We start from the raw sequence: 24,917 nt of genomic DNA, 5'->3' as shown, positions 1-24,917 counted from the left end.
GGGCTCCCTCTACAGCAGCTGCGGCACCAGCGACAGCAGATACAGAATCAACCCAATCACCCCACCGACCAGCGTGCCGTTAATACGGATGCGCTGTAAATCCTTGCCGATATTCAGCTCCACCTGATGCGACATATCTTTCGCATCCCAGCTTTTTACCGTATCGCTGATATGACGGCTGAGAAACGCCGAGAACTCCGGAGCAACACTGCTGGCGGCCTCTTCCATATGCTGATTGAGTGAGTTGCGCAGCGGTTCGTCCTGCATCAGGGTTTCGCCAAACCACTGCCCGGCGGCGCTGACCCGGGCGTGCAGCACCGAGTCGGGGCGTTCCAGATCCTCCTTCAGCCAGGTTCTGAGGTCGTGCCACAGCTGGCCGATATAACGGTTCAGCGCCTCGTCCTGCTTAAGGTACGCCTTGATCTCCTCCGCTTTCACCGCCATCTCCGGGTCAGTACGCAGACGGGCGATCAGCCGCTGCACGGCGCGGTTAAAGCCCTGGCGCAGCTGGTGGGATCCATCATGCTCTATCTCGGTGAGGATCGACTGCACCGCGCTGGCCGCCAGGTCGGCGCTCTTTTCCCCCAGCCACTCGCTGGGCAGCATCTTCTCTTTCATCGGATGCTCGCGCTTCAGCCAGCTCACCACCTGATGGGCGATAAACTCGTGAGTGGTGGGTTTATTCACCAGCTGCAGGATCTGCGCCAGCGCGTCGTCCAGCAGCTGCTGATGACGGTTATTTTTAGTCAGGCTTTCCAGGATCATCGCCGTCGACTGGCTGAGATCGACCTTATCGATGGCCTTGTGAATGGCACGGCGCATAAACCCCTGAATGCGCTGGTCGTCGGCCAGGTCGAGGAAGCCACGCACCGTTTTCAGCACCATCCCGCTGAGGCGGGCGGCATTATCAGGGTGACTGAGCCAGTTGGCGATAATCTGCGCCGGATTATGGCGGCGGATCAGCGCCAGCAGGGAGTCCGTATTGAGGAACTTGTCCTGCACGAACAGGGCCAGGTTGTCGGCGATGCGGTCCTTGTTGCGCGGGATAATCGCCGTATGACGCCCCGCCAGCGGAATGGGGACGCGACGGAACAGCGCGCTGACGGCAAACCAGTCGGCCAGCGCCCCGACCATGGAGGCTTCCGCCACCGCCTTCAGTCCGGCGATCCACGGATTAGGTGGCCAGTACAGCGGCCAGAGAATAGTGGCGACAAACAGCAGTGCCGCCGCCGCCAGTAACAGTAACGGCAGGCGCTTCGCCCGGATTAACTCACGTTCCTTATCCATAAGCGTCCTATTTTTTCCTTCCGCCCATAATGCTGCCTAACACGCCGCGAATGATTTGATTGGTGATCTGCCGTGCGGCGCTTTTGGCCACGCTCTGGACCATGCCGTCGTGCTTACCGCCGCGTGGCCCGGTGCTGCCGAACAGAATATCCTTCAGCCCGCCAAGAATGCCGTTATCCACCGCCACGCTTTCGCCTCTGGCCGGTGGCGCGCTGCTGTTGTCGGTGGCTTCCTGCATGCCTTTCTGCAGCCGTTCGTAAGCGGATTCGCGGTCAATGGTTTCTTCATACTTACCGGAAAGCGCGGAGTGGTTGATCAGGCCGTTACGCTCATCGTCAGTCACCGGGCCCATGCGTGAGCCGGGTGCAATCACCATCGCACGCTGTACCACTGACGGGCTGCCTTTAGCATCGAGGAAGGAGATCAGCGCTTCGCCGGTGCCCAGCTCCTGAATGGCCGCCACCGTGTCGAACGCCGGATTGGCACGCATGGTCTGCGCCGCCACTTTGACGGCCTTCTGGTCTTTCGGGGTAAAGGCGCGCAGGGCGTGCTGCACGCGGTTGCCCAGCTGGCCCAGCACCGCATCCGGTACGTCCGACGGGTTCTGTGAGACAAACCACACGCCGACACCTTTGGAGCGGATCAGGCGGATCACCTGCTCGATCTTATCCAGCAGCACCGCCGGGGCATCGTCAAACAGCAGATGCGCCTCATCAAAGAAGAACACCAGCTTAGGCTTATCCAGGTCGCCCGCCTCCGGCAGCTGCTCGTACAGTTCGGACAGCAGCCACAGCAGGCTGGTGGCGTACAGCTTCGGCATCTGGTACAGCTTCTCCGAGGCCAGGATATTGATCACCCCTTTGCCGTTTTCATCGGTGCGCATCCAGTCCTGGATATCCAGCATCGGCTCACCGAAGAAGTACTCCGCTCCCTGCTGTTCCAGCGACAGCAGCCCGCGCTGGATGGCACCCACCGAGGCGCTGTTGATGTTGCCGTACTGGGTCTGGAACGCTTTGGCATTCTCGCCGATATACTGCGTGGCGGCGCGCAGATCCTTAAAGTCGAGCAGCAGCAGGCCCTGGTCGTCCGCTACGCGGAAGATAATCTGCAACACGCCGCTCTGTACGTCGTTCAGATTCAGCAGGCGGGCCAGCAGCAGGGGCCCGAGGTCGGACACCGTGGCGCGCACCGGGTGGCCGCGTTCGCCGAAGATATCCCACAGCGCCACCGGATTGCCCTGCGGTGACCAGTCCGTCACGCCAATTTTCGCCAGCCGCGCGAGTAACTTCTCTGACTCCGCCCCGGCTTTGGCGATCCCGGTCAGATCGCCTTTCACATCGGCCATAAACACCGGCACGCCGATATTGGAGAAGCTTTCCGCCAGCTTTTGCAGCGTAACGGTCTTGCCGGTGCCGGTGGCCCCGGTGATCAGCCCGTGACGGTTGGCCATGGCGGGCAGCAGGTGCAGTTGGTGTTCAGTGGTCTGAGCGATCAGCAGCGGCTCGGTCATCATCCAGTATCCCTTTGGTTGTGAAGCGGGAAAATAGGTTAGTAAGCATAGCAGGCAGCCTGTGCACGCGGATCAGCGACAATCATGCCTGAAGTCATTGCAATCAATAGTAATACATTGAAAGGCACGAAAGAGTCAGTTTTCCTGCAAAAAACGGACGCATGCTGAAAGCGGATTTCTCATTTCAGCGAGGTAACACGATGTCGATTCATGGAAAAGTGGCGCTGGTCACCGGGGCGGGCCAGGGAATTGGACGCGGTATTGCATTAAGACTGGCGCGCGATGGTGCCAATATTGCGCTGGTGGATGTTAATGACGATAAAATCCGGCAGGTAGCGGAAGAGATTATCGCCCTTGGCCGCCGCGCCATATTTATCAACGCTGATGTCAGCCAGCGTGAGCAGGTATTTGCTGCCGTTGAGCAGGCAGAAAAGCAGCTTGGCGGTTTTGACGTGATGGTCAACAACGCCGGTATCAGCCAGACCAAAAACCTGCTGTCGGTCACCCGCGAGGAAGTGGAAAAAATTTTCCAGATCAACGTGCAGGGCGTGCTGTGGGGCATTCAGGCGGCGGCCAGTAAATTTAAGGCGCGTCAGCAGAAGGGCAAAATTATCAATGCCTCGTCGATTGCCGGGCACGAAGGCTTTGCGCTGCTGGGGATCTATTCCGCCACCAAATTCAGCGTGCGTGCGCTGACCCAGGCGGCAGCAAAAGAGCTGGCCGCGTTCGGCATCACGGTGAATGCTTACTGCCCCGGCGTGGTGGGTACCGATATGTGGCTGGAGATTGATAAACGTATGGCGGAAGAGACGGGCGCAGCGCCGGGCGCAACCTATGAGAAGTACGTCTCCGGCATTGCCCTGGGGCGCGCCGAGACCCCGGATGACGTGGCGGCGTTCGTCTCCTTCCTTGCCGGACCGGACGCCGACTATATGACGGGCCAGGCACCGCTGATTGACGGTGGGCTGGTCTACCGTTGAGTTCCGGTCAGCATCCATAAACAGGCTGCCCGACGCTTAGTGTTGGGTGTCCTGACCCTCAAAAATATTGGCACGGCTGGTTGAGGTCGTGCCGTCACTGTAGTGCGTATCCTGGCCTTTGAAGATGTTCTCCCGGCTGCTTGACGAACGTCCGTCGCTGTAGCTTGTGTCCTGGCCCTTAAAGATGTTTTCACGACTGGTCGAGGTTGAACCATCACTGTTGCGCGTGTCCTGGCCGCCAAAAATATTGGCCCGGCTGGACGAGGTGCGCCCGTCGCTGTAGGTCACATCCTGCCCGTTAAAGATGTTGGCGCGGCTGGTGGAGGTGGTGCCGTTATCATAGGTGCAGTCATAGCCATCAAATATATTTTTACGGCAGCTGTCCGCCTGGGCGCTGGCAGAGACGCCGGTCAGCAGGATAGCGGATAACGCGGTGAGTACCCGGAATTTCATCGTATTTTCCCGTAGGCAAGCCGGAGCGGCAGAACCTCACCATAAGCAAACACTGTGCAGAAAGAATGAAGAACGGGGGGCGGCAATAAAAAAAGGCCACACAGCGGTGGCCAGGGGAAGAAGGCGGTAAGGGGACAGCCTGACCGCCTTTAGAGAGACGTTACGAGATAAACTGTTTACCCTGCTTCAGCACCAGGTCGCAGGCTTTGGTTTTCACCTTTTTGCCCATCGGGGTATCACCCAGCGCTTTCAGGTTCACCTGCTGATTGTTGCCGGTATTCAGCAGACCCATCAGGCCCTGCTTATAATCGGTGGTTTCCTGCTGTTTCTGCGTATCTTGCAGCCCCAGCTTGCCGAGCAGCTGCTCCTTCACTGAAGAGACATTATTATCGACAATATTGTTCTGCACGCAGTACTGCAGCACGCCCGCCGCATTGGTCATGGTACCGGCGCTGAGGGACTGGCTGCCGCCGTTCAGCAGGCCGGTAAGTGCACCCAGCGAGTTCCCGGCTGGCGCGGCGTTAGCGCCGGAGGTATTGGTGGTGCTGCTGCCGTTCTGACCCAGCGCGCTGGCGGCAGAGTTAAGCTGATCCTGCCAGCTGGCCGCACCTGCTGTGGCGCTGAACAGCGCGGTAGTAACAGAACAAGCCAGAACCCATTTCATTGCTGCTTTCATTGATATACCCATTCAGTGTGACGTGACGCACGCCGCCTGCCCGGCAGCGCGACGGATCTGTACGTTCCGACTGCCAGATAGCGGGGGAGTTCCCCCACGCGGCGTCACATAGCCATTATGGTGCAAGGATTGAGAATTATCTGCCCAGGCAGAAAATTTGCCGAACGGGGAACAGGTGAAGCACCCCTCCCACCCCGGCATGGCGCCAGCACGACCCGCAGGAGCGACACTCTTTGCGGGCACCCGACACGCCACGCGGGTGTTTTTTCAGCATTCAGACACACCACATGCGCAAGGGGGTTGCGTATGCAGAGGGTAACGGTATAATCCACAACGTTTTCCGCATACCCTTCAGTGCCGAAGTGGCGAAATCGGTAGACGCAGTTGATTCAAAATCAACCATCGAAAGATGTGCCGGTTCGATTCCGGCCTTCGGCACCAACAGTATGTAAATAGACCTCAACGGAGGTCTTTTTTTATGTCTAAAATCCAGTCCCCGCAAGGCTTTGCCCCGCTTTTCAGTCAACCGACGTCAATCTGAGTTACCCCACATCAACATGCTTGTGAGTATAGAACTGAGTATATATGCTGGTTCGATAACGCTTATATACTCACGGCAGCATATGGAAGGAATACCATCATGGCCCTGACTGATACCAAGGTGCGCTCGGCAAAACCTGAAGCAAAGGAATACTCGCTAGTAGACGGCGATGGCATGTTTTTGTTGATACACCCTAACGGTTCCAAATACTGGCGTTTTCGCTTTCGCTTCGGCGGTAAGCAGCACCTGATGGCCTTTGGTGTTTACCCAGAGACATCTTTGGCTGATGCCAGGCATAAACGAGAAGCTGCCAGAAAACTGGTTGCGGCAGGCATCGATCCTCGTGAACAAAAGCGAGCAGTAAAAGAAGAGTTGGCTAAAGAAGTCTTCACCTTTGAAGTGGTTGCCAGAGAATGGCATGCGACTAATAAAAAGTGGTCAAAAGATCATAGCTCCCGAGTTTTGAAAACCTTGGAAGACTTTCTTTTCCCGGCCATTGGCAAACACAATATCACCGAACTTAAAACTCGCGATTTGCTGGCACCTATCAAAGCAGTAGAGAAGTCAGGTCGTCTTGAAGTTGCTTCACGTCTTCAGCAGCGCACCACCGCAATCATGCGCTATGCCGTACAAAGTGGTTTGACCGACTACAACCCAGCGCAGGAAATGGCTGGAGCCGTCGCTACAGCAAAACGGCAACATCGCCCCGCCTTAGAACTTAGCCGTACTCCTGAACTACTTCACCGTATCGACACCTACACCGGCCGACCGCTCACTCGTTTTGCTATAGAAATGACGCTGCTGGTCTTTATCCGTTCAAGTGAACTGCGTTTCGCCCGTTGGTCAGAAATCGACTTCGAGACAGCCATGTGGACGATACCGGCAGATCGCGAACCATTGGAAGGTGTTAAGCATTCTCACCGTGGATCTAAGATGCGAAGGCCGCATCTGGTACCGTTATCTCGTCAGGCCCTTGCAGTCCTTGAGAAAATAAAACGCCTAAATGGTAATCGCGATTTAATTTTCGTTGGCGATCATGACCCGCGTAAACCGATGAGTGAAAACACGGTCAACAATGCACTCCGGGTGATGGGCTATGATACGAAAGTAGAAGTTTGCGGACATGGTTTTAGAACCATGGCATGTAGTTCGTTGATTGAGTCGGGGATATGGTCGAAGGATGCGGTTGAGCGGCAGATGAGTCATCAAGAGCGGAACTCTGTGCGTGCGTCTTACATTCATAAGGCGGAGCATCTGGATGAGCGTAGGCTGATGTTGCAATGGTGGGCTGATTTTCTGGATGCGAATCGGGAGAAGGGGGTTAGTCCGTTTGATTTTGGGAAGAATTAGATGTCTTCAACGAAATGATGCTACGAGCTGCATCTTATGAATAAAGTTGAGCAAAGATCCTGCTCTAGGCCTAAGAGTACCTTCAGTAATAGGCTAACTATAAGGCCGGTGCGATAACCTAGATGGGTTAAGCATTACATAAATGCAATGTGTGTGAATGGGGAACAGGTCAGCTAAATATGTGATCGTGATTTAGCAATTCCTTTAAGCTTTCTACCTACAAGATGTCAAAGAAAAGCTAACTGCAATGGTTCGCCAGTTAGCTCTCCCCTACTAAAGTACTGGATATTTCCTCTTTAAAGATAATGGTGTTGGCTTCAGTTAGTTTGGCAAAGTTGAAATGAATACCTATCCTTGAACATTTTCAGTGTGTTGTACATAATGAGCAATATGTAAGGCAGGTACTATACCTGAGGGCGGTAGCGTACCAATACAAGGATGAAGGTCGATCTTCAGGCACCAAGGTATTTTTAGTGAAAAGCATATAATTAGCTTTCGAACTATCCCGCTCCGAAATGGTTTTGAGTTTATGTGGGAGGCCAGTTTCGTTTAATTATTAATTCTTTATATTAAAGTCTTGATGGCATATTTCGGAAGGAAAAATGGTGAGTATAAATAAACATAGTTATAATGATCTTCTTGCCAATACAGACCATCACAAAGCTAATCTTTGGTCGGTATATTTAGATTTAATGAAATGGCGAGAATTTCAAGCAACTTGTCCTATGACATGGACCCGCTTTAGATTTACAAGCGGAAATCGTCCTTTAATACCAAAAGAAAGAGGGATCTATGTTTTCACTGTAGCATTAGATCCTGCCCCACTTCCTGAACATGGATATATTCTCTATATGGGAATTACTGGTGATGATTCTGGCAGTAATCTTTACAAAAGATATGGGCAATACTTGGGGCTACAAAAAAGGCCAAGAGTTTACAATATGTTAGAACGATGGAAAGGTGATCTTTTTTTTAGTTTCGTACCCATTCCGGATAAAAGGATGAGTCTTAGCAAAATTGAAACAGCTTTCTTATCTGCAATTAGACCTCCCGTTAATGACAGAGATTTTGAAGCTAGTGTATCTCATGCAAGGAGAGCCGCATTTTGAATAATACAAAAAAACTATTACTGCCAGCACTGAGAGGCTTTATAGGGGATTGGGTATACTATTCTTGTTTAATGCCTATTCCTGAATTGGCAGCGCGAGTCGAATATGCTCAAGATATACATAATGATAATGCTTTATCAAAGATGATTCAACGTAGTCTTGAAGGTCAAAGGGCTGAACATATAGCATTGTATCTTGAAAAAACGAAAGAAAGATTTTTTAATTCTCTTGTTTTAGCTACTTATGATGGTTGCCCTGAATGGTTAGAGATCAATAATTTTAAAGCCACAAATAATGAAAATCTTAATGAGCTTCTGAATGAAGATATTAATGATACTATAGGTTTTTTAAGTTTGTCTGGGCAAGAACGTATTTTTGCTGTTGATGGGCAACATAGGTTGGCTGGCATTAAGAAAGCTATATCTAATAAATCTAAGTTTGGCGAAGAAAGACTTCCGGTTATATTCATCGCTCATAGTGAGAAAAAAAGAGAACGTACAAGGAGATTATTTACCACACTAAATAAAACAGCAAAGCCAGTAAAGAAAAGTGATATTATCGCATTGGATGAAGATGATACAATGGCTATAATTTCACGTAGATTGATAGAAACAAATAATTGGTTCTCATCACCTAAGATTCTAATCAATGCAAGTGAAAATATCCCGTCAACAAATAGAGTTTGTCTCACAACCATTTCAAATTTGTATGATATATTAAAAATCATATTCAAATATAAAATAGGCGATAAAAATGATGTAAGGCTTCGATTTTATCGCCCATCAGATAATGAGTTAGATAACTTTTATAGCTATGCTGAGAAATATTTTGAATCTATTTCTAATGTTTTCCATGAAGTTAAAGAGTTGTTCATATCAAAGGAGCCAGCCATAGTAACTCAAAAATATAGAGGAGAACACGGAGGGCATCTTCTATATAGGCCTATGGGATTATTGATATTTACAAACGTAGTTATTTTGTATGCAAAACATCATGATATTTCTCTAAGTGAAGCGATATTAAAATTATCATGTTTACCTACTCAACTTAATTCAAATCCATACCGAGGTGTTATTTGGGACTCAGATAGGAAAAAAATGATATCAACTGGTAAAAAGACAATGACGGATTTATTGACTTATTTAGTGGGTCTTCCGGTTAATATAGATAAATTGAGCGCCTCATATGCAAAAGCATTAGGTGAGGATGGCCCAGTGATATTACCGACTAAAATAATTGAGTGAGGATGGTATTGTTATGTATATGGATCAAATAGTTTGTAATGAAATTCCAGTTGATAATATCTTTTTAGACCCTAATAATCCGAGGTTTTGGACTCATTCAAATCGAACGACAGTAAAAGAAAAAAATATTGTTGATGATCAAAAACAATCAAAGGCGAAACAAGAAATAGATCTGCATGGGATAGATGATCTCTATAATAGTATTCTAAGGAATGGGTTTCTCTTGCTTGACAGAATTGTGGTGCGTCCAATTTCTGGGGTGGAGGGTAAATATGTTGTTGTGGAAGGGAATCGAAGATTCAGGTCATTAATAAAACTTAGAAACGACATTTCTAATGATGAAGTATCAGGAGAGGATATAGATGATAAATTGTTAAGTAGACTATTTGAACAAACAAATAAAATTGAGGTTCTTATATATAATGGTGATGGTAAGGATGATATATCATGGATGCTACAAGGAATTAGGCATATTAGCGGTATTCGATCTTGGGAGCCGGCTCAGAGAGCTAAATTAGTTGCAGAGCAAGTCGATAAAGAGAATAAAAAATTAGGTGTTGTAGGGCAACAATTTGGATTATCAGCCCAAGCTACTGGGCGACTGTATAGAACGTATAAAGCTCTCTTGCAGATGCGATGCCATGAAGAATACTCAACAAAAGCGCGTAATGATTATTTTTCTTTATTTGAGGAAGTGCTTAGAAGTGGTGCAATGAAGGAGTGGCTTTCTTGGAGTGAGAATGACAAGTGTTTTAAGGACTTGAATAACCTAAATAGATTTTATTCGTGGATTACTCCCGATGAAGAAAATAAAAATGCTCGTCGAATTAATGATCCTAAACAAATTAAAAGCATTTCTTATTTGATTGAAAATCATCACAGTTCTTTAATTGATGATTTTGAGACCCATACATTGTCAATTGAGGAAGCTAGAGTAAAAGCGACAGAAAATGATCCTAAACCGAAAGATTGGAGAAGGATAATTTTAACAACTAGAGAGTTACTTGGAAACTTACCACAATCTGTTTTAATTGACGATGGGATTGAGTTTATTTCTGAGTTAGATAAATTGTCAGATATAATCGATAAAAGAAAAAAAATGGCAAAAATTGTAACAACAACTAACTAAATATATTTAAAGCCTTAAACCACCTCTTCTGAGGTGGTTTTTATGAAAGAAATTATGTGGTATTTATTTATCACGAACCATTCGTACTTATCGCACATGATAAATCTTTCAGAGATCTATAGTTCCTTAATGCAGCAATGCCATCCTCTACATGTGCCGCCCATGCTTTAATAAGCATTTTCTGCTCTAGCTTTGGATATAACATCTTTAGTACTAATTCCGTAGTTTGTAGTGTTTCTCCCAACCACGTTATTTTATCCAGCACCAGCGAGCCATCCAGCTTCTTACTATCCCGTTCAGAAGAATAACGAAACTCACTCTCCACCGAGCGGAAAAATGCCAGTCGAGCTGCGACATTGGGCGTAATCCCAGTATATCCTTTTAGCTTTTTAAGCTGGTCTTCAGTCTGACGGCTGAGTTGCATTCTATTTGGGAGCATTAAATAGCCTCCTTGGTTAATTCCCAGAAATAGCCTGGTTTAAGAGAGGATGATTTTGTATGAGTGTTAAATGCGATTTCATACGCATGAGAAATATCATCACGCAACTGATCGACAAAATAACGTTCATCGACTTCTGTATCGGTAGATAGCAGAACAACCTGATGGCTGGCATAAGGGAAGTAATGGTTAATCAATTTATCCCTATGTTGAGAGTCCAGGCGGCCTAGCGGTGTATCAATAATCACTGGTAAGTCACGACCAGAGGTTTTAGCAAGCGCCTCGAGTATGGCGATGGCGTATATCTGTTTCTCACCAGCGGAAAGAAGCTTGCGGTTAATGACAGTGCCTTTTTCATCAACTAGCTCAATATCGAATGTTTCCGGGTTGATATGTGAATAAAGTTTCAGGTCCTCCTTACGTGCCAGCTTTCGGTAGGCCACTTCAAAGTTCGTTGACAGAGTTCTGACTCTGGCCTGCGTCAATACTTCACTATAGCGGTCCAGTAAATTGATCGTCTCTTGAGCATTCTTAAATGCGCTGCTAAAGCTATGTTGATTTCTGGTTGAGTCATGTGCTTTTTGTATCTGACGGACACAATCCAGCTGTTGTTGTTTAGTCAGTTTTGCCTCTTCGAGAAGGGCGCGATATTTTTGTCGCTCAGCTTCCCGTTGGCGATCAAGGTCCCGCAGCTTCTCGAAAATGTCGATCAACTGATCATCTTCCGGTGCTCGTGCAATATTTGCAGCTGCCTGCTCCAGCTGTTGTTCTATCTCTGCTAGTTGGTTGCGATTAAGCTCAAACCGTTTCCAGGCTTTCTTACTGTCTTGTTTGATAGATTGCTGTAATACACCTACTTCACGCTCAGAGATATCAAATAGTAAATCCCCTGTAGGTTTAGCAGACATATACTCTTTCAAATTGTCTTCAATCGCTTCAGTGGCAATTTTTTTTGTGCTGCTCTCGCTGCTGGAACGTAAGGAAATATCATTTTTAAGCTGAGATAAAAAAAGACTAAGCTCTTTCTCGAAATTTTTCGTCTGCTTAATCTCTGTTTCTTCAGCAAGTCGGTTTAATAGGCGTGATAAAATGTTTGGGGCGAGAGCATAGGGTAAAGAACCATCACATTCATGTCGTAATTCCTTCCCCAAACGTTCTTTATCTTTTAACAGCGTCTCAACTTTCTGTTTTTCTTGTGTCTTCGTCCGCGCAAATGCACCGCCTTGTGCATTTAACATGCCTTCATATCGACTAATATCTTTGGAAAGAAAATCAGTTCGTATTTTCGCGAAGTCTGCTTTTTCTAGCAATGCTTCTGTCTGATGAGACAGCATTTTGCTTTGATCCTCAAGCTCAGCCAGTTGCTGTTGTTGAGAGCCTTCTAACTGGCTCGATTGCTGACGCTTAACAAATATCACTAAGTCATTGCGCAGTTTATCGATTAGATCTAATCCCAGCAGACGACGTACAGCAGTTCTCAGAATATTTCCGGATTCATCTTCCGCCAACTCTGCAATTTTCTCACCATCAAAAAAGAAGAGATCAGCAATACCATGAGGGATTAACTCGTTTAGAAATCCCTGGCATTGGTCATAGTCCAGTTCACTACGAGGTTGCCCATTCTCTTGCAATGAAAGTTTATCTTTTTTTCCTTTGATCCAACTACGGGTAACAGTGAATTCTGACTCCTGACCGCCTTTGTTATAGGTAAATGTCAGTTCGATCATTGCGTCTTCTGGGCGCTGAGTAGTTTCAGCACCGTGATGAATCAACTCGCTCAGTTGCTCAATGTAGTCCTGTTGCTGTGTGGAAGAACCAAAAGCTAATCGACCATAAAGAGCCAATCTGATGGCAGATAAAATCGAGGTTTTCCCCGCACCATTCAAACCACCAAATAAAATAATTGGGCGAGAATGTGCCTCATGGGAACGAGTTCTTGGCGCTAGGTCGATGGTATGGGAACCGCTGAATACCCGGAAATTATTCAGCACGAGTTGCTTAATTAACACTTTCTTTTTCCTCACCACCAAGAACAGGGAATTCACCAGCATCAACAATTCGGCGTTGTAGTTCCTGAAGTTCCTTCTCCAGTTTCATAACTTCTTCCTGATGAACATCACGGTCATTGCGAGTTTGCAACGCTAACTGCTGCTGTTTGATTTCTTCCAGGCTACCCCAATCCTGCTTAAGGATTGTGCCGAGTTTATCAAATATACCCTGACGGCGACTAAGACCCTCCATCGATACTTCAAGCTCGATCAGTTTCATAACCATCTCAGGTACGACATCAAATCCTTGGCCTATTTGCATAAGTAAGTCAGCATCACTGGCATCAAATCGCGACTGGTCATCTACCACCCAATCTAAATCCTTCTCGTACACTTCGCGATAAATACCAGGCAAAGTGTCATACCAGTCGGGTTCATTAGGATCTTTCAACCATTCCTGACGAATTGCATGTAGTTCAGGTTGAGTAATTAACGTGATGGTATGACCCTGAGCATTCATATCTCGTTCAATTTCAAGTAGATCTTTCAACCATTGTTGACGGTATTTCATCCAGTAAGGACCAGGAACGTGCTTGCGTTCAGCACTTATTTCCTCACCGTCTTTAGCGTATTGATAGCTAACCTTGCCGCTACGACGCTTATAGTTTCGGTAAGTGTCCTTATTTACAGGATCGGTGGTGAATGCCAGAAGATCCCGGTATTTCAGCAACGGCGACATCCATACTTCACCATTTTGGATCAGGCTTTCCATCGCCTTATCTTTTGTAACAACAGTACAGGTCCAGCAACCAAAGCGAGAACTTCCGCAAGATGGAGTACTGTCATCGATAACAAGTGGGCATTCCCCTTGCGCGGAAGAGTCCATATACAGCGTCCACAATGGGCGGTTGTTACCCCCCCATGGATTTTCCCACTCATCGATATCATCTGGGCAATAACGGAATGCACCTCGAAGTAATTTCCATACGTCTTCAGTGTCCCAGGTATCAATAGGGGTATATATAAAGGCATTAGCGAGAGTGGTGTGCCTCGCCAGCCGTGTGCCATCAATTTTATGTTTGGCTATAACCTGCGCGCGGGATGCGCTTTCGCTACTGCGTGAACCGAGTACCACGATGACTTCATCAAACTGGCTGACTTTATCTTTGATAAAATCACTGACCGGGTTGATTTTCATTCGCTCAGTACACCAGCGAAAACTACGAGTTGGAGCCGGATAACCTTTACCCAGTAGATTAACCCAGAAGGTTTCATGAGTTTTCGGCATGACTGAATGCTGTGTTATTGGTAGCCCAGCACGTTTTGCACCAGCTTCAATTCGCAACATAGTTTTCTTGATCAAATCGACGACGACAGGGGTTTCTACCAGAGTGTCCGATGAAACAAGAAACACGTCTTTCTGCCGCATGGCAGGCGGTAATCCTAACAGCGCGAGATATACTAGGGTAATGACAGCACTGGAATCTTTACCTCCGCTATATCCAATTACCCACGGGCGCTTATCGGCACAATAGATACGTTGCACTTCTGATACATACTCTGCCAGGGGTCTCCCAGCAAAGTTTTCTTCATTGATGAAGTCTTCATAATCGGCCAGATCGTGGGCCTGAATTAGTTTACTCATGAGATAGCCATTTGAGCTTCTAGCTCTTGTTCTTCATTTGAAAGGGGGAGCGCTAATGCGATTTTTAGAGCATTACAGGTAAGCTGAATAGAAGCTGTAGTTTTGCTAAGTTTACCATGTTGCATGGCGCGTTTGGTTAGATCTGGGCTACTTTTTCGCCAGTCAAATTCTCTTAGTGTCGCTATTTTTTTTTGCCATAAATCAGGGTGTTCAGAAAGCAAGCAATTTCCTAGCAACCCTAGGGCCTGTAGCCCTATACCGTGCGCATGGACATACTCTTGGCGAAGCTGTGCAGGAGATACCTCTTTTTTTGCAGCTAGTTGCCAGTCTGGCATGACGTGAAATATCGCTTGCCAATATTGGGCTGCAAGGTCAGAACACTGCTCTACATCGTTGGCCTTGGGATCTTTCCCTAGTAGGGAACGCGTAGCTTGCTTGATGCTACTGAGAGTGAATAGCTTATTGGAAAACTTGCTGATGCTGGATTTTTCCATTTCAGTCAACCCGATGAAAGGCTCGATATTCATTGCGAGGTATCGTGATAAATTCGAACTAATATCTCGATGGTCATAGAGTGTCGCGAGAGATGGGCTTGGCCTAATTGCGTATTTATTTAAATCAGCAAACATTTGCTGGCTGCGTTTAAGTCCTTCATCTACAAAAAATAAAACGGGGATGTTGTCTTGTCCCAGCTCGGGCCGTTCTTCTAGAGCGTCCTCTATCGCTTTCCTACGATGTTGACCATCATTGATCAAAATTTGTGCTTCCATCGGCACTCGTAAAGTCCCTAGATTATTGGACCCAGAATACTCATCAAATTGCACATCAACTGCAATGGAGGCAGTTAGAGCTGAGAAAACATAATCACTTGGATTTTCAAGTAAGTAGCGAACCATCTCTGGAATGCGAGCTTTGTTAAGCGTTCTTTGCGCGCGCAATTCAGGCGGTACTTCATTCTCGTCGAAACTGAAGATTTTGGGAATAATTCTCATCGGGCAAGTGGCGATGTAGAAGGGGCGACCTGCCTGGATCCCTCTCACCGCTGGAAAGGAGTAGCAATAATCAGTATCAAAGGCTGCCATAATAACGTTACCTAACTACCAAGTGGTTTTTACGTAAAAATAAACGTTTCCTATGGTGATGTCATCTGTTATTACGTAGTTGTTTTGTTTTTTAATGTTACTTCTATGCTTGTTTTTTGATATTAGATGTTTTGAAATACAGTAAGTTACCATGATCCCTTCCCAATATCGGTGCCAGCATAAATCAGAGATCCGGGCCTGTTTGCAGGCTTCGGATAAATTCTGCCGGAGTCTGGTTATTTAACGAGGAATGTGGTCGGTACTGGTTATATTCCTGCCGCCAGTGCTCGATCTTCTCCTGAGCATCTTCCAGTGACAGGAACCAGTACACGTTCAGACATTCATCACGCAGGCTGCCGTTAAATGACTCAACCAGGGCGTTATCTGTGGGCTTCCCGGGGCGTGAGAAGTCCATCGTTACCCGGTTTTCATACGCCCAGCGATCCAGCGTTTTCGAGATAAATTCGCTGCCGTTGTCCGTCTGTAGCCGCTGTGGTGCACGTTGCTGTGTCTGCCTGATCCGTTCCATCACGGCGACCACATCGTCACCGCGAAGTCCCTGGCCTACCTCGATCGCCACGCATTCACGACTAAAATTATCGACGACATTGAAAGTCCGAAAACGTCGGCCACATGTCCAGCGCGTCGTGCATAAAATCAATCGACCAACTTTGGTTGAGTGCTTCCGGCGTTGCCAGCGGAGCCGGATTACGCACCGGCAAGCGTTGCTTACCCTTCCGATGAAAATTCAGTTTCAACAGACAGTAAATCCGGTGTACGCGCTTGTGGTTCCAGACGTGCCCCTGCCTGCGAAGCACCTGAAAAAGCTTCTTAAATCCGTAGCGGGGATAGCGTTCAGCCGCCTCGGTCAGCCTCTGGATCACCGCTTCATCACGCCGTGTATTCGGTTGATAACGAAACACCGTCCTGCTCAGCGATAACGTCCTGCATGCCTGGCGTATGCTCATCGTAAACTGCGTGGTCAGATAACTAACGAGCTCACGCTTTATCGCTGGTTTTAAAGCTAATGGAATGTTTCGCCCCCACTCAACTTGCTAAAATTGCACTTGCTGTCAGCCCTTATATTGGAGGTGTGTTATGTCACGAACAAAAGCACAGTCCCTTAGCCGAATGGGTATTGATATCGGTAAAAATACGTTCCATGTAGTAGGGATGGACGATAAAGGAAATATCCTGATTAGGCGATGTTTTACCCGCGTTAAATTGATTGAATATCTAGCCCGCTTACCCCAAACAACGATTGGAATGGAAGCCTGTCCGGGTTGCCATTGGCTGGCCAGAAAGGCTAAATCATTTGGACATACGCCCTGCATCGTCCCGGCACAATTTGTAAAACCTTTCGTTAAATCAAACAAGAATGACCTGATTGATGCTGAAGCAATAGCCGAAGCCATTTCTCGTCCTACTATGCGGACAGTGATACCAAAAACAACGGCACAGCTCGATCTACAGGCATTACATCGGATCAGAGAACGCGTGGTCTCTCATAAAACAGCGGTGGTGAATCAGGCCAGGGCATTTCTCCTGGAATACGGATTAACTATCCACAGTGGAATTGCCAAATTTACACATGATATGCCTTCTCTGTTATCTGACGAGCAAAACGAACTGAGTCCATCAATGAGGGATATACTCATTGATCTCTGGCAGGAATATCGGTCTCTTGAGGAAAAACTGTTGCACTTACGTCGCCAGATTGAGTCTATCGCTGATGCAGATGGAATAGCTAAAAGGCTGACGTCTATTCCCGGTGTAGGGAAATTGACAGCGACGGCAATGACGGCGTTTGTAGGTAATGGCCAACAATTTAAATCAGGGCGCAATTTAGCTGCCTGGCTGGGGCTTGTACCACGAGAATACTCAACAGGAGGCAAGCAACGTTTATTAGATATGAGTAAACGTGGCAATGCTTACCTGAGAAAACTGCTTATCCATGGAGCCCGAACCTGTGTTCTGCATTTGAACAGGACAACAAATTTTCTGGGACAGTGGGTACAACTTATGGAAGAGCGCGGTGTACACCGCAATAAGGTTGTTGTCGCACTGGCGAACAAAATTGCCCGAATTATCTGGGCTGTCATGACACGGCCGGGCGCTTTTTATTTACAGCAACGAGAAATCTGAACTCGCTTAAAATCTTACCAGTTTGCAGGGTATGTGATGACAAAACTGTGCAATGGCGTCTTGTAAACCCGGGACAAAAAAACGGCTTTAACAGCCTAAGAAGCTTATTGGGAACCTGACGCGCTTATTCCATCATGGCCTTGCTGCCAAAAGCAGCTGACTTGCAAGAGGCCGGATACATTAACGCAAACAGCTTTTATCATCGTGTGCTTGCAAAACGGGGGCGAACCATACATTTTTCTCGATGACGTCTTTCAGCGCCCGGCATTCCAGACTCAGATCGGCAAACATCTGCTTCAGACGACGATTCTCGTCTTCAAGATCTTTGATTTTTTTGATATCAGCGGCTTCCATCCCGCCACATTTCGCCTTCCAGTTGTAGTAGCTGGCTTCGGAAATAGCGGCCTCGCGGCACACATCTTTGACGGTCCTGCCAGCTTCGACTGATTTCAGTACGGCGATGATCTGGTGCTCGGTGAAACGGATTTTACGCATAGCGATCTCCTCGGGGACATAATTAGTATGTCGGAAGATCTCTAAAAGTGAATGGGCCGTTTTGGTGGGATACTTACAATATTAGCTCTTCAATCTGAGTATATTTAGGTTTAAGAAAGTCTGGATGGGAAGGTAAAGTTATAATGGGGAATAAAGAAATATAGTCATCTTGTGCATTGAATTTTACGATACGCTTTCGATAAAGTTCTGTATTTTTAGCCACGATTCCTGCAAATTCCAGATTTTCGAGTGAGGGATAATAAAAAACCTCTGTGCAACCGGGAAAAACCTCTTCAATGTTTATGTTCAATGATTCCGGACTAAAATCTTCTGGAAAAAACGAGCCATCAAATATCCTTAAATTTAATTTTTAAATGTGTAAATCAACATTTGTACTTTTCCTATTTTAAAATGGCCTCACTAATGAGTAAGGCCGCTATTAAAATCAACACAACTTTTAGATGAACTAAGACTTAGTTAAAAATCCATCACCATACACAGTCATCGCTAGCGCATATTGAGGGCTGTTTCCCAAATTACGGGCAATATCATCATTCGCGGCTTTTGTTGCCTCAAACAACGATGCACCCTCATCCCACTTGGTTAAGAATGGTTGAAGCCAACGATAGGTCACCTTCACATCCAGCGGCCATGGCGATGCAATAACTGCTCTGGCACCTTTATTTAGCAGTAATTTGGGTAATCCCACAGTTGTGTTACTCCATGGATTTTTATCAATTCGTCCACCGCTGCAGACAAAAAGAATAACTACGTCAGAGTATCTCACGGAATTTGCCAACGCTTCAGGCGTCTCCACCAATGTCTCCTCATCGCTGATACGATGAATATAGCGACCCGACTTCGTCAATCCACCGTGAGCAACGATTACCGAAATCGCTGCACTGCTCAGGTCAGGTAATCGTTGCTCTGTATCCAGAGAAAAACCAAACTCATCAAACGTTCCTTCTAATCTTTGCAAGGCAACGCCTAGAGTTCCGCCGCCATCAGGGCCTTCTTGATGGGAGATCCAAGCTTTTCGTGTATGATTATTGCTACGCTGGCTCTGGCGGATCTTCGAGAGCCAAGTTAAAGATGGAACCATACCAATTGCAGAGCGATGACCGATAAAGTCTCCCATGTCGTCATCGTGCGTCTTTATTAGCGCAAGGTTGAGTGTGAGTTGTTGCAATTCAGGCTCGGCAATAACCAGCAAATTAGTAGCCAGTGGTAACTGTATATCTAGCGATTCCATGGCAGCAAAAAACTCATTGTTGCCGTTGGCTGCATCAATCAATCCATACTGGTACGGATAGGCTTCCAGCCACGTAAGCATACGGTTTCTAAAACTGCGGGCGTATATTGGTTGTTCAATACGCACAATACTCTGCTGTGAAACATGCACTACAACCAATTCACCAGCTGTATCTAGCCCCAAAAATACCACTTCAGCGCCCTTAGTATTCAGCGTTCGGGCGTACTCTACCGGCCAGTTGATCTCGAGTGGGTCTGGCTTGGAAGTAGTTGAGACCGCATGATCCGCGAGAATCTCAATGGCCAGTGCATTTTCAGAGGCTGGACGTGGGGCATCAGCCTGCGCATTTAGTAACCGGCGCGCAGCCACTGCAATCATGCTGTAATCTCTAGCCACATCCCCTGCGTAAGACGCTCTTTCTATAAGATTGAATTGTCGGATTATGGCCTCTGCGGTTGGTACAGTCTTGGCTACCGTTGAGATGAATTCAGCTGCCTGTTCACCTAAAAATTCAAGACCACGAGCCAATGTACAGCGTGTCTCGCTCGGTACGTCGACATAGAAATTGTCAGCTTGCTGAACAACCTGGCTTAATAATACAATTAACGGCATTAATGCGCTTCTATCGTTGCAAGCGTTTTCGCATCCCTCTGTTAAACGTGCCATCATTTTGGTAAGTGTTATAGGGTCAGTGCTTGTAGATGCACTGAGATTAATACTCTCTTCGATTGAAAGCATTCTTAGATCGCAGTCAGGGTCGAAGCCTAAATTTGCCAGCAAGATACGCAATGAAGGAAGTAAATCACGTGCCTGATCAAGTAGACCGAGATCGCGAAGAATACGGGTAGCAGTAAAAATCTCTTGCCACATATCTGCTGAAGTTGTTTCTCCGTTGGTGGCAAAAGCACATGCAAGACCATACAGAGCTTGAAGAGGATCCTTGCAGCGTTGATAAATATCAGCGTAGGCTAGCCAGGCTAAGCGCTTACGCTCAGTGTTCGCCAGACCCAGGAGCAAAGCTTGCTCTGCAAAATTTCTAGCGTGTTGGAATTGAGACGCTGCCGCATACTGTCCGCCTAGCAGACGCAGAACTTTTAAATCCGTATTTACTTCATATTCAGCATGCGGGGTTAATGCACAAACCACGGACACCATGTTTTCCATGAATTTAAGGTCAATGTCTTCTCTTTCTGGCGCACTGTAATTAATCAATCGGGCGATAAGGCGGATTAAATTATCTGGGTGCTCAACCATACCGCTTGGCAAAACAGTAACTCCATATTCCACTACACGCTGCGTGTCCAACCACGATAATGCACGCTTAAGATTTTCCATTAGTACTTCATCAACAGGCACTTCCGTCTCTTCATTTTCGCCAACCTTACCTGATACATCATTCTGCGATGAAGAAATACCTTGAATTTGTTCTTTGGCAATGTCCAACATGGTGAGTGTGATTGCGGGGATGCCTATCTCGCCGCAAGACTCCACTGATAGCAATTCGGTAATACGCACCCGTGTATCACTATCATTAGGGAAATGAGCGAGATAACGAATCACTGCCTGGATAGGAATGCGATAGTAATCATGATCTTCTGGACGAATATCTTCAGTGAGCATCATTTTGCGCAATGACGTTAGTACTATCTGTGTGGCCTGGCGACCATAGAGTGGTGAGGTAGTGATGAGGCTTGCAACATCGGCAGCATCTCGTGGCTTCTCAACCGAGTTAGCATGAGTGCAACAACAGATCGCGGCAAGTTCACTCCATTCATTTCCCCAACTACTTGCGGCTTCGACAATCGAAGTATATACAGGATGGTCAGAGAAAATCTCGCTTTGTAGTGAGAGATGGTGCTGCGAAAACCCCGCGGTAGTAAAAAGCTGCTCTCTTGACATGCGGGTTAAGCGACAGTTCATTAGTAAACGACGATCACGATTCTCCCTGAGTGATTCAGAGCGAGTAAAGAGTGCTTCCATGGCTTGATCATAACGTTCAATCAAAGCGTTGTTATGAAGATCTGTTGCAATGTCTAACGCCTTTTCCAACCAATTATGTGAGGCAAGTCCATTAATGTCTTTTGGCAAGAAAGTCTCTGTTAACGGTTTACTGCCTGCTTTATAGGCTATTGAAGCAAGTTGGACTAGATTTTCTTTACTCCAAGAGGAGTGGTGTCCAACACAAAGTGTCAGAATATTAATAGTTTCAGTATCCTTGCCTGCCCGTGAATAGAGTTGGGCGAGCAAATGTAACCGATTTATTTCAGGTAAATTTAAGTTTTCAACCTCAGACATAACCTCCCCAGTAAGCCCGCCCATGATTTGCGTGACCCACCGCTGTGCATGCTGATCAACTAGCTCTTTTTTATCATTTTTGAATGACAGGCATGCCACATAGCAGTCATCAATGCTAGTCAGCATTTCATTGTTTTTATCGGTCAATATACAACTATCGTCTACATGCACAACCGCATAGGCATCATGATTTTTTAATTCCGTCATCACCTGCCGGCAAATAGATATGACGTGTTGTGTCCAGACATCTTGTGAGGTAAGCACGGCAGAGAGACCAATTATCGGCCGTGGTGGAAGATTATTATCACGGTAGTTCTGGATTTCTGGAATCGCGATAAGTTGCTTACTACCTTGTGCTGCAATCAGATTAACCAGATCCGCAGCATCCAAAGAAGGGCAAGCAACTACATTGACAACCCTTTCAAGAAAAGCGATTGCTTTCTCAGTTGGCTTAGCTTTTGTCAGCATTTCTACGCCATAATGTAGCGCGGCCATCACTGCTTCATCCGTCAGTGCAGTTGCAGATGGCGGTGGTAAAATAACCAAAATGCCATCAAAAACTCTTTGCTGTAAACCACACCAGAGTGCAATTGGAGTTCTCCCAATCACATCATCAAAACATCCACCTTGGATAATATCCATGCTACCAACATCAAATCCATGTGAAAATAAAGAATGAGGGTCAAACTCAGTCAACGTATCATCCAAATCCTTATTAATCTCTTCCATAGAACCCCATTTTAATTGTCGATTATTGATTTAAAAATCTTCAAAGTGACAACTTATAGGCACCATTCAACTGATGCAATCATTTGACAAGAAGTTTATGATTAAAATCAAGATACTCCAGTATGCATACAGCAAATCGGATGTTGAATATGTCTGCGGTGCAGAATTTAGGATGAGGTATAACAATTCTCGTTTCTTTCGTTTTCCCAGACCGCTCGTAAGAGAGGATTGAGATAGAACGGGCAGTAACAATGATACGTTGCTCTCAATGGCTGTGTTTCAGCGGTAACTGACGTACCGTCCTCGGTGATAGCCTTTTGATAGATGCATCTCCAGGCCATACTGGCCTGATGTCATTGAGAGACATGTCGTAGTGGGGGAGGATTACGGGCGGGATTGCTGAATGCGTTGCTGTAACCAGGCTTCTACTTCGCTTTGCAACCAGCGTGAACTGCGGCCCAGCTTAATGGGCTTAGGAAACACGCCATCCTGGATGAGCTTGTAGAACCATTTGTCGGTTAAACCAGTAAGCTGTGTGATGAAAGCCATCGTTACAAACTGGTCGTTCAAAATGCTGTTATTCGTTGTCATCGTTTTTCTCCGTTAGTTAAGGGAGAAAGAACTCGAAAGTGAAAATCGTGTGTTCCTTCAAACGATGTGTCAGTTATGTCACTTTTAACAAACGCTATGCGCCTAACCTTCTTGGTCCTGATTGTTCGTACGTTTACGCCCCCTAATCTTGAAAGACTTGATTTCACCTCTTCCGAAGGTCCTGACGTTCCCGGGCAGGGACAGGCGAGCATAGGCATCGACTTTGGTCAGATACGTAACGGCTTTCACCAGGCCTTCACGCATGTTTTCGTCATTGTGCTTCACCATGCCTACTCCTGGTTGCTCATAACGAGTAACGTCAGCATTGCAATTAAAGAAGACGCCCTTATTTTCGGTAATGATATTTTTCCAGTACTCACCAAACTGCCTGCCTATGGTGACCCCACTGCGAGCTTTATTTCCATCAAGGAAAAAAATCATGTGGTAGTGAAAGCCTTTCTCTACGCCATACTCCAGCTTCCACATAACCCCCAGTACATGACGAAATAACGCGTTTCTTTTCATGTTACGAAATAGCTGCTGCCGGTTTCCCTTTGCCATTTCAGCCGTGATATCTTTCGCGTATTGCTTAGCCCAGGACACATCTAAGCGAACGACTAATAATCTCGCATAACGGGAATAGAGATGATTCATGTAAGCTGTGGCCCCTGTGACCTTCTCCCCGTTGATTAATACACCCCGATATTAGTAATGTCTTCATAAGCCACATGAGGACATCCCCATGAAGAAGCGTTTTTCCGACGAACAGATCATCAGTATCCTCCGCGAGGCCGAAGCCGGGGTTTCTGCCCGTGAACTCTGCCGCAAGCACGCCATTTCCGACGCCACCTTTTACACCTGGCGTAAGAAGTATGGCGGTATGGAGGTGCCCGAGGTTAAGCGCCTGAAGTCGCTTGAGGAAGAGAACGCCAGGCTCAAGAAGCTGCTTGCCGAAGCCATGCTGGATAAGGAGGCGCTTCAGGTGGCTCTGGGGCGAAAGTACTGACGACAGACCAGAAGCGGGAAGCCGTGATGTTGATGTGTGATGTGACCGGTCTGTCGCAACGTCGTGCCTGCAGGCTTACAGGTTTATCCCTGTCGACCTGCCGTTATGATGATCAGCGTCCGGCTGCTGATGCACATTTATCAGGGCGTATTACTGAGCTGGCGCTTGAACGCAGACGTTTTGGTTATCGGCGTATCTGGCAGTTGCTGCGTAGGGAGGGCCTTCACGTCAATCACAAGCGGGTATACCGTATTTACCACCTTAATGGACTGAGCGTAAAACGCAGACGACGCCGTAAAGGGCTGGCGACCGAACGGTTTCCGCTTCTTCGCCCGGATGCGCCGAACCTTACATGGTCGATGGATTTCGTTATGGACGCACTGGCCAACGGTCGCAGGATCAAGTGTCTGACCTGTGTGGATGATTTCACGAAGGAGTGTCTGACGGTCACCGCTGCTTTCGGTATTTCAGGCGTTCAGGTCACGCGTATTCTGGACAGCATCGCGTTGTTTCGGGGCTATCCGGCGACAATAAGAACAGATCAGGGCCCGGAATTTACCTGCCGCGCGCTCGATCAATGGGCCTTTGAGCATGGTGTGGAACTACGGCTTATCCAGCCAGGTAAGCCAACGCAGAACGGATTTATTGAGAGTTTTAACGGACGCTTTCGCGATGAATGCCTGAAGGAACACTTGTTTAACGATATCAGCCATGCCAGGAAAACCATCAGTGAATGGCGTCAGGATTATAACGAGTGTCGCCCGCACTCCACGCTGAATTATCGGACGCCGTCTGAATTTGCGGCGGCCTGGCGAAAGGGTAATTCTGAGAGTGAAGGATCCGACATTACTAACTGAGCGTTGTATCTAATCCCGGGGGCAGGTCAATAAATGTTGTGATGGCTTGCATAAGCGCTTTTTCTTCCGTTCTGGTGCATTGAGTACCATGCAACGATCTGCGTGAAGATTTCA

The 24,917-nt window shown here is 47.1% G+C and carries 18 protein-coding genes, 1 tRNA gene and 2 pseudogenes; 8 read left to right on the top strand and 13 right to left on the bottom strand.

The genetic code is table 11. The features are described from left to right. Positions 1 to 9: 9 nt before the first annotated feature. On the bottom strand, positions 10 to 1,287 hold the full coding sequence (locus EPE01S_RS09625; protein WP_062744421.1) for a DUF445 domain-containing protein: 1,278 nt from the start codon (positions 1,285 to 1,287) through the stop codon (positions 10 to 12). A gap of 7 nt (positions 1,288 to 1,294) precedes the next feature. Beyond that, positions 1,295 to 2,797: a helicase HerA-like C-terminal domain-containing protein gene (locus tag EPE01S_RS09620; RefSeq protein WP_062744533.1), complete on the bottom strand. Its 1,503-nt coding sequence runs from the start codon at positions 2,795 to 2,797 to the stop codon at positions 1,295 to 1,297. 200 nt (positions 2,798 to 2,997) lie between these two features. Between EPE01S_RS09620 and EPE01S_RS09615 the strand changes: the two genes are divergently transcribed. Continuing rightward, positions 2,998 to 3,777: an acetoin reductase gene (locus EPE01S_RS09615; RefSeq protein WP_062744532.1), complete on the top strand. Its 780-nt coding sequence runs from the start codon at positions 2,998 to 3,000 to the stop codon at positions 3,775 to 3,777. Positions 3,778 to 3,813: 36 nt separating this feature from the next. On the opposite strand, the gene EPE01S_RS09610 is transcribed toward EPE01S_RS09615, so the two are convergent. Both EPE01S_RS09610 and EPE01S_RS09605 read right to left on the bottom strand, forming a co-directional pair. After that, positions 3,814 to 4,230 carry a hypothetical protein gene (locus EPE01S_RS09610; RefSeq protein ID WP_062744420.1) on the bottom strand — a complete coding sequence of 139 codons (417 nt, stop codon included), beginning with the start codon at positions 4,228 to 4,230 and terminating at the stop codon, positions 3,814 to 3,816. A 160-nt stretch (positions 4,231 to 4,390) separates the two neighbouring features. Next, complete coding sequence (locus tag EPE01S_RS09605; RefSeq protein WP_062744419.1) at positions 4,391 to 4,906, bottom strand: YjjA family protein; 516 nt, start codon at positions 4,904 to 4,906, stop codon at positions 4,391 to 4,393. A gap of 356 nt (positions 4,907 to 5,262) precedes the next feature. Here EPE01S_RS09605 and EPE01S_RS09600 point away from each other — a divergent pair. The 5 genes from EPE01S_RS09600 (at position 5,263) to EPE01S_RS09585 (ending at position 10,279) form a co-directional block, all read left to right on the top strand. After that, positions 5,263 to 5,347 (top strand) — tRNA-Leu (locus tag EPE01S_RS09600). Positions 5,348 to 5,546: 199 nt separating this feature from the next. Then, positions 5,547 to 6,797 carry a tyrosine-type recombinase/integrase gene (locus tag EPE01S_RS09595; RefSeq protein WP_062744418.1) on the top strand — a complete coding sequence of 417 codons (1,251 nt, stop codon included), beginning with the start codon at positions 5,547 to 5,549 and terminating at the stop codon, positions 6,795 to 6,797. Between the two features lie 605 nt (positions 6,798 to 7,402). Continuing rightward, positions 7,403 to 7,906: a hypothetical protein gene (locus EPE01S_RS23410; protein WP_157076005.1), complete on the top strand. Its 504-nt coding sequence runs from the start codon at positions 7,403 to 7,405 to the stop codon at positions 7,904 to 7,906. Next, entirely contained in the window at positions 7,903 to 9,150 is a 1,248-nt protein-coding gene (locus EPE01S_RS09590; protein WP_072277439.1) for a DGQHR domain-containing protein, read from the top strand. Before EPE01S_RS23410 ends, EPE01S_RS09590 begins: the two co-directional genes overlap by 4 nt. Before the next feature lie 13 nt (positions 9,151 to 9,163). Then, positions 9,164 to 10,279, top strand: coding sequence for a ParB N-terminal domain-containing protein (locus tag EPE01S_RS09585; RefSeq protein ID WP_062744416.1), 1,116 nt, complete (start codon positions 9,164 to 9,166; stop codon positions 10,277 to 10,279). Positions 10,280 to 10,349: 70 nt separating this feature from the next. On the opposite strand, the gene dndE is transcribed toward EPE01S_RS09585, so the two are convergent. The 5 genes and pseudogenes from dndE to EPE01S_RS23915 form a co-directional block, all read right to left on the bottom strand. Beyond that, on the bottom strand, positions 10,350 to 10,718 hold the full coding sequence (gene dndE / locus EPE01S_RS09580; RefSeq protein ID WP_062744415.1) for a DNA sulfur modification protein DndE: 369 nt from the start codon (positions 10,716 to 10,718) through the stop codon (positions 10,350 to 10,352). Continuing rightward, the gene (gene dndD, locus EPE01S_RS09575; RefSeq protein WP_062744531.1) at positions 10,718 to 12,727 is read right to left on the bottom strand and encodes a DNA sulfur modification protein DndD; all 2,010 of its coding nucleotides are present in this window, start codon (positions 12,725 to 12,727) and stop codon (positions 10,718 to 10,720) included. The genes dndE and dndD overlap by 1 nt, the downstream gene beginning before the upstream one ends. Then, positions 12,717 to 14,351, bottom strand: coding sequence for a DNA phosphorothioation system sulfurtransferase DndC (gene dndC / locus EPE01S_RS09570; protein ID WP_062744414.1), 1,635 nt, complete (start codon positions 14,349 to 14,351; stop codon positions 12,717 to 12,719). Before dndC ends, dndD begins: the two co-directional genes overlap by 11 nt. Further along, the gene (gene dndB, locus EPE01S_RS09565; RefSeq protein ID WP_062744413.1) at positions 14,348 to 15,433 is read right to left on the bottom strand and encodes a DNA sulfur modification protein DndB; all 1,086 of its coding nucleotides are present in this window, start codon (positions 15,431 to 15,433) and stop codon (positions 14,348 to 14,350) included. Before dndB ends, dndC begins: the two co-directional genes overlap by 4 nt. A 184-nt stretch (positions 15,434 to 15,617) precedes the next feature. Further along, a pseudogene (locus EPE01S_RS23915) lies at positions 15,618 to 16,455 on the bottom strand (IS3 family transposase); the annotation flags it as partial. Positions 16,456 to 16,531: 76 nt separating this feature from the next. Between EPE01S_RS23915 and EPE01S_RS09550 the strand changes: the two are divergent. Beyond that, positions 16,532 to 17,578: an IS110 family RNA-guided transposase gene (locus EPE01S_RS09550; protein WP_062744410.1), complete on the top strand. Its 1,047-nt coding sequence runs from the start codon at positions 16,532 to 16,534 to the stop codon at positions 17,576 to 17,578. Between the two features lie 237 nt (positions 17,579 to 17,815). Here EPE01S_RS09550 and EPE01S_RS09545 read toward each other — a convergent pair. The 4 genes and pseudogenes from EPE01S_RS09545 to EPE01S_RS09530 all read right to left on the bottom strand — a co-directional run. Continuing rightward, positions 17,816 to 18,073 (bottom strand): annotated as a pseudogene (locus EPE01S_RS09545) (transposase); the annotation flags it as partial. A 466-nt stretch (positions 18,074 to 18,539) separates the two neighbouring features. Next, complete coding sequence (locus EPE01S_RS09540; protein WP_062744408.1) at positions 18,540 to 22,349, bottom strand: CHAT domain-containing protein; 3,810 nt, start codon at positions 22,347 to 22,349, stop codon at positions 18,540 to 18,542. 384 nt (positions 22,350 to 22,733) lie between these two features. Beyond that, positions 22,734 to 22,940, bottom strand: a complete 207-nt coding sequence (locus EPE01S_RS09535) for a helix-turn-helix transcriptional regulator (protein WP_062744407.1) — start codon at positions 22,938 to 22,940, stop codon at positions 22,734 to 22,736. Between the two features lie 102 nt (positions 22,941 to 23,042). Continuing rightward, on the bottom strand, positions 23,043 to 23,630 hold the full coding sequence (locus EPE01S_RS09530) for a YagK/YfjJ domain-containing protein (RefSeq protein ID WP_506256250.1): 588 nt from the start codon (positions 23,628 to 23,630) through the stop codon (positions 23,043 to 23,045). A gap of 52 nt (positions 23,631 to 23,682) precedes the next feature. Between EPE01S_RS09530 and EPE01S_RS09520 the strand changes: the two genes are divergently transcribed. Next, positions 23,683 to 24,803 (top strand): IS3 family transposase gene (locus EPE01S_RS09520; RefSeq protein ID WP_157076003.1). Its coding sequence is split into 2 segments (ribosomal slippage): positions 23,683 to 23,941 and positions 23,941 to 24,803, totalling 1,122 coding nucleotides; the frame shifts between segments, so codons are not numbered across the junction. The last annotated feature ends 114 nt before the right edge of the window (positions 24,804 to 24,917 follow it).

The sequence above is a fragment of the Erwinia persicina NBRC 102418 genome (assembly GCF_001571305.1).
Classification (GTDB): domain Bacteria; phylum Pseudomonadota; class Gammaproteobacteria; order Enterobacterales; family Enterobacteriaceae; genus Erwinia; species Erwinia persicina.
This window is presented reverse-complemented; position numbering and strand designations above follow the sequence as displayed.

What these genes read in the sequence shown, in the direction of transcription:
- EPE01S_RS09625 (WP_062744421.1), bottom strand. Translation starts at nt 1,287, where the DNA reads ATGGATAAGGAACGTGAGTTAATCCGGGCGAAGCGCCTGCCGTTACTG.
- EPE01S_RS09620 (WP_062744533.1), bottom strand. Translation starts at nt 2,797, where the DNA reads ATGACCGAGCCGCTGCTGATCGCTCAGACCACTGAACACCAACTGCAC.
- EPE01S_RS09615 (WP_062744532.1), top strand. Translation starts at nt 2,998, where the DNA reads ATGTCGATTCATGGAAAAGTGGCGCTGGTCACCGGGGCGGGCCAGGGA.
- EPE01S_RS09610 (WP_062744420.1), bottom strand. Translation starts at nt 4,230, where the DNA reads ATGAAATTCCGGGTACTCACCGCGTTATCCGCTATCCTGCTGACCGGC.
- EPE01S_RS09605 (WP_062744419.1), bottom strand. Translation starts at nt 4,906, where the DNA reads ATGAAAGCAGCAATGAAATGGGTTCTGGCTTGTTCTGTTACTACCGCG.
- EPE01S_RS09595 (WP_062744418.1), top strand. Translation starts at nt 5,547, where the DNA reads ATGGCCCTGACTGATACCAAGGTGCGCTCGGCAAAACCTGAAGCAAAG.
- EPE01S_RS09585 (WP_062744416.1), top strand. Translation starts at nt 9,164, where the DNA reads ATGTATATGGATCAAATAGTTTGTAATGAAATTCCAGTTGATAATATC.
- dndE (WP_062744415.1), bottom strand. Translation starts at nt 10,718, where the DNA reads ATGCTCCCAAATAGAATGCAACTCAGCCGTCAGACTGAAGACCAGCTT.
- dndC (WP_062744414.1), bottom strand. Translation starts at nt 14,351, where the DNA reads ATGAGTAAACTAATTCAGGCCCACGATCTGGCCGATTATGAAGACTTC.
- dndB (WP_062744413.1), bottom strand. Translation starts at nt 15,433, where the DNA reads ATGGCAGCCTTTGATACTGATTATTGCTACTCCTTTCCAGCGGTGAGA.
- EPE01S_RS09550 (WP_062744410.1), top strand. Translation starts at nt 16,532, where the DNA reads ATGTCACGAACAAAAGCACAGTCCCTTAGCCGAATGGGTATTGATATC.
- EPE01S_RS09540 (WP_062744408.1), bottom strand. Translation starts at nt 22,349, where the DNA reads ATGGAAGAGATTAATAAGGATTTGGATGATACGTTGACTGAGTTTGAC.
- EPE01S_RS09535 (WP_062744407.1), bottom strand. Translation starts at nt 22,940, where the DNA reads ATGACAACGAATAACAGCATTTTGAACGACCAGTTTGTAACGATGGCT.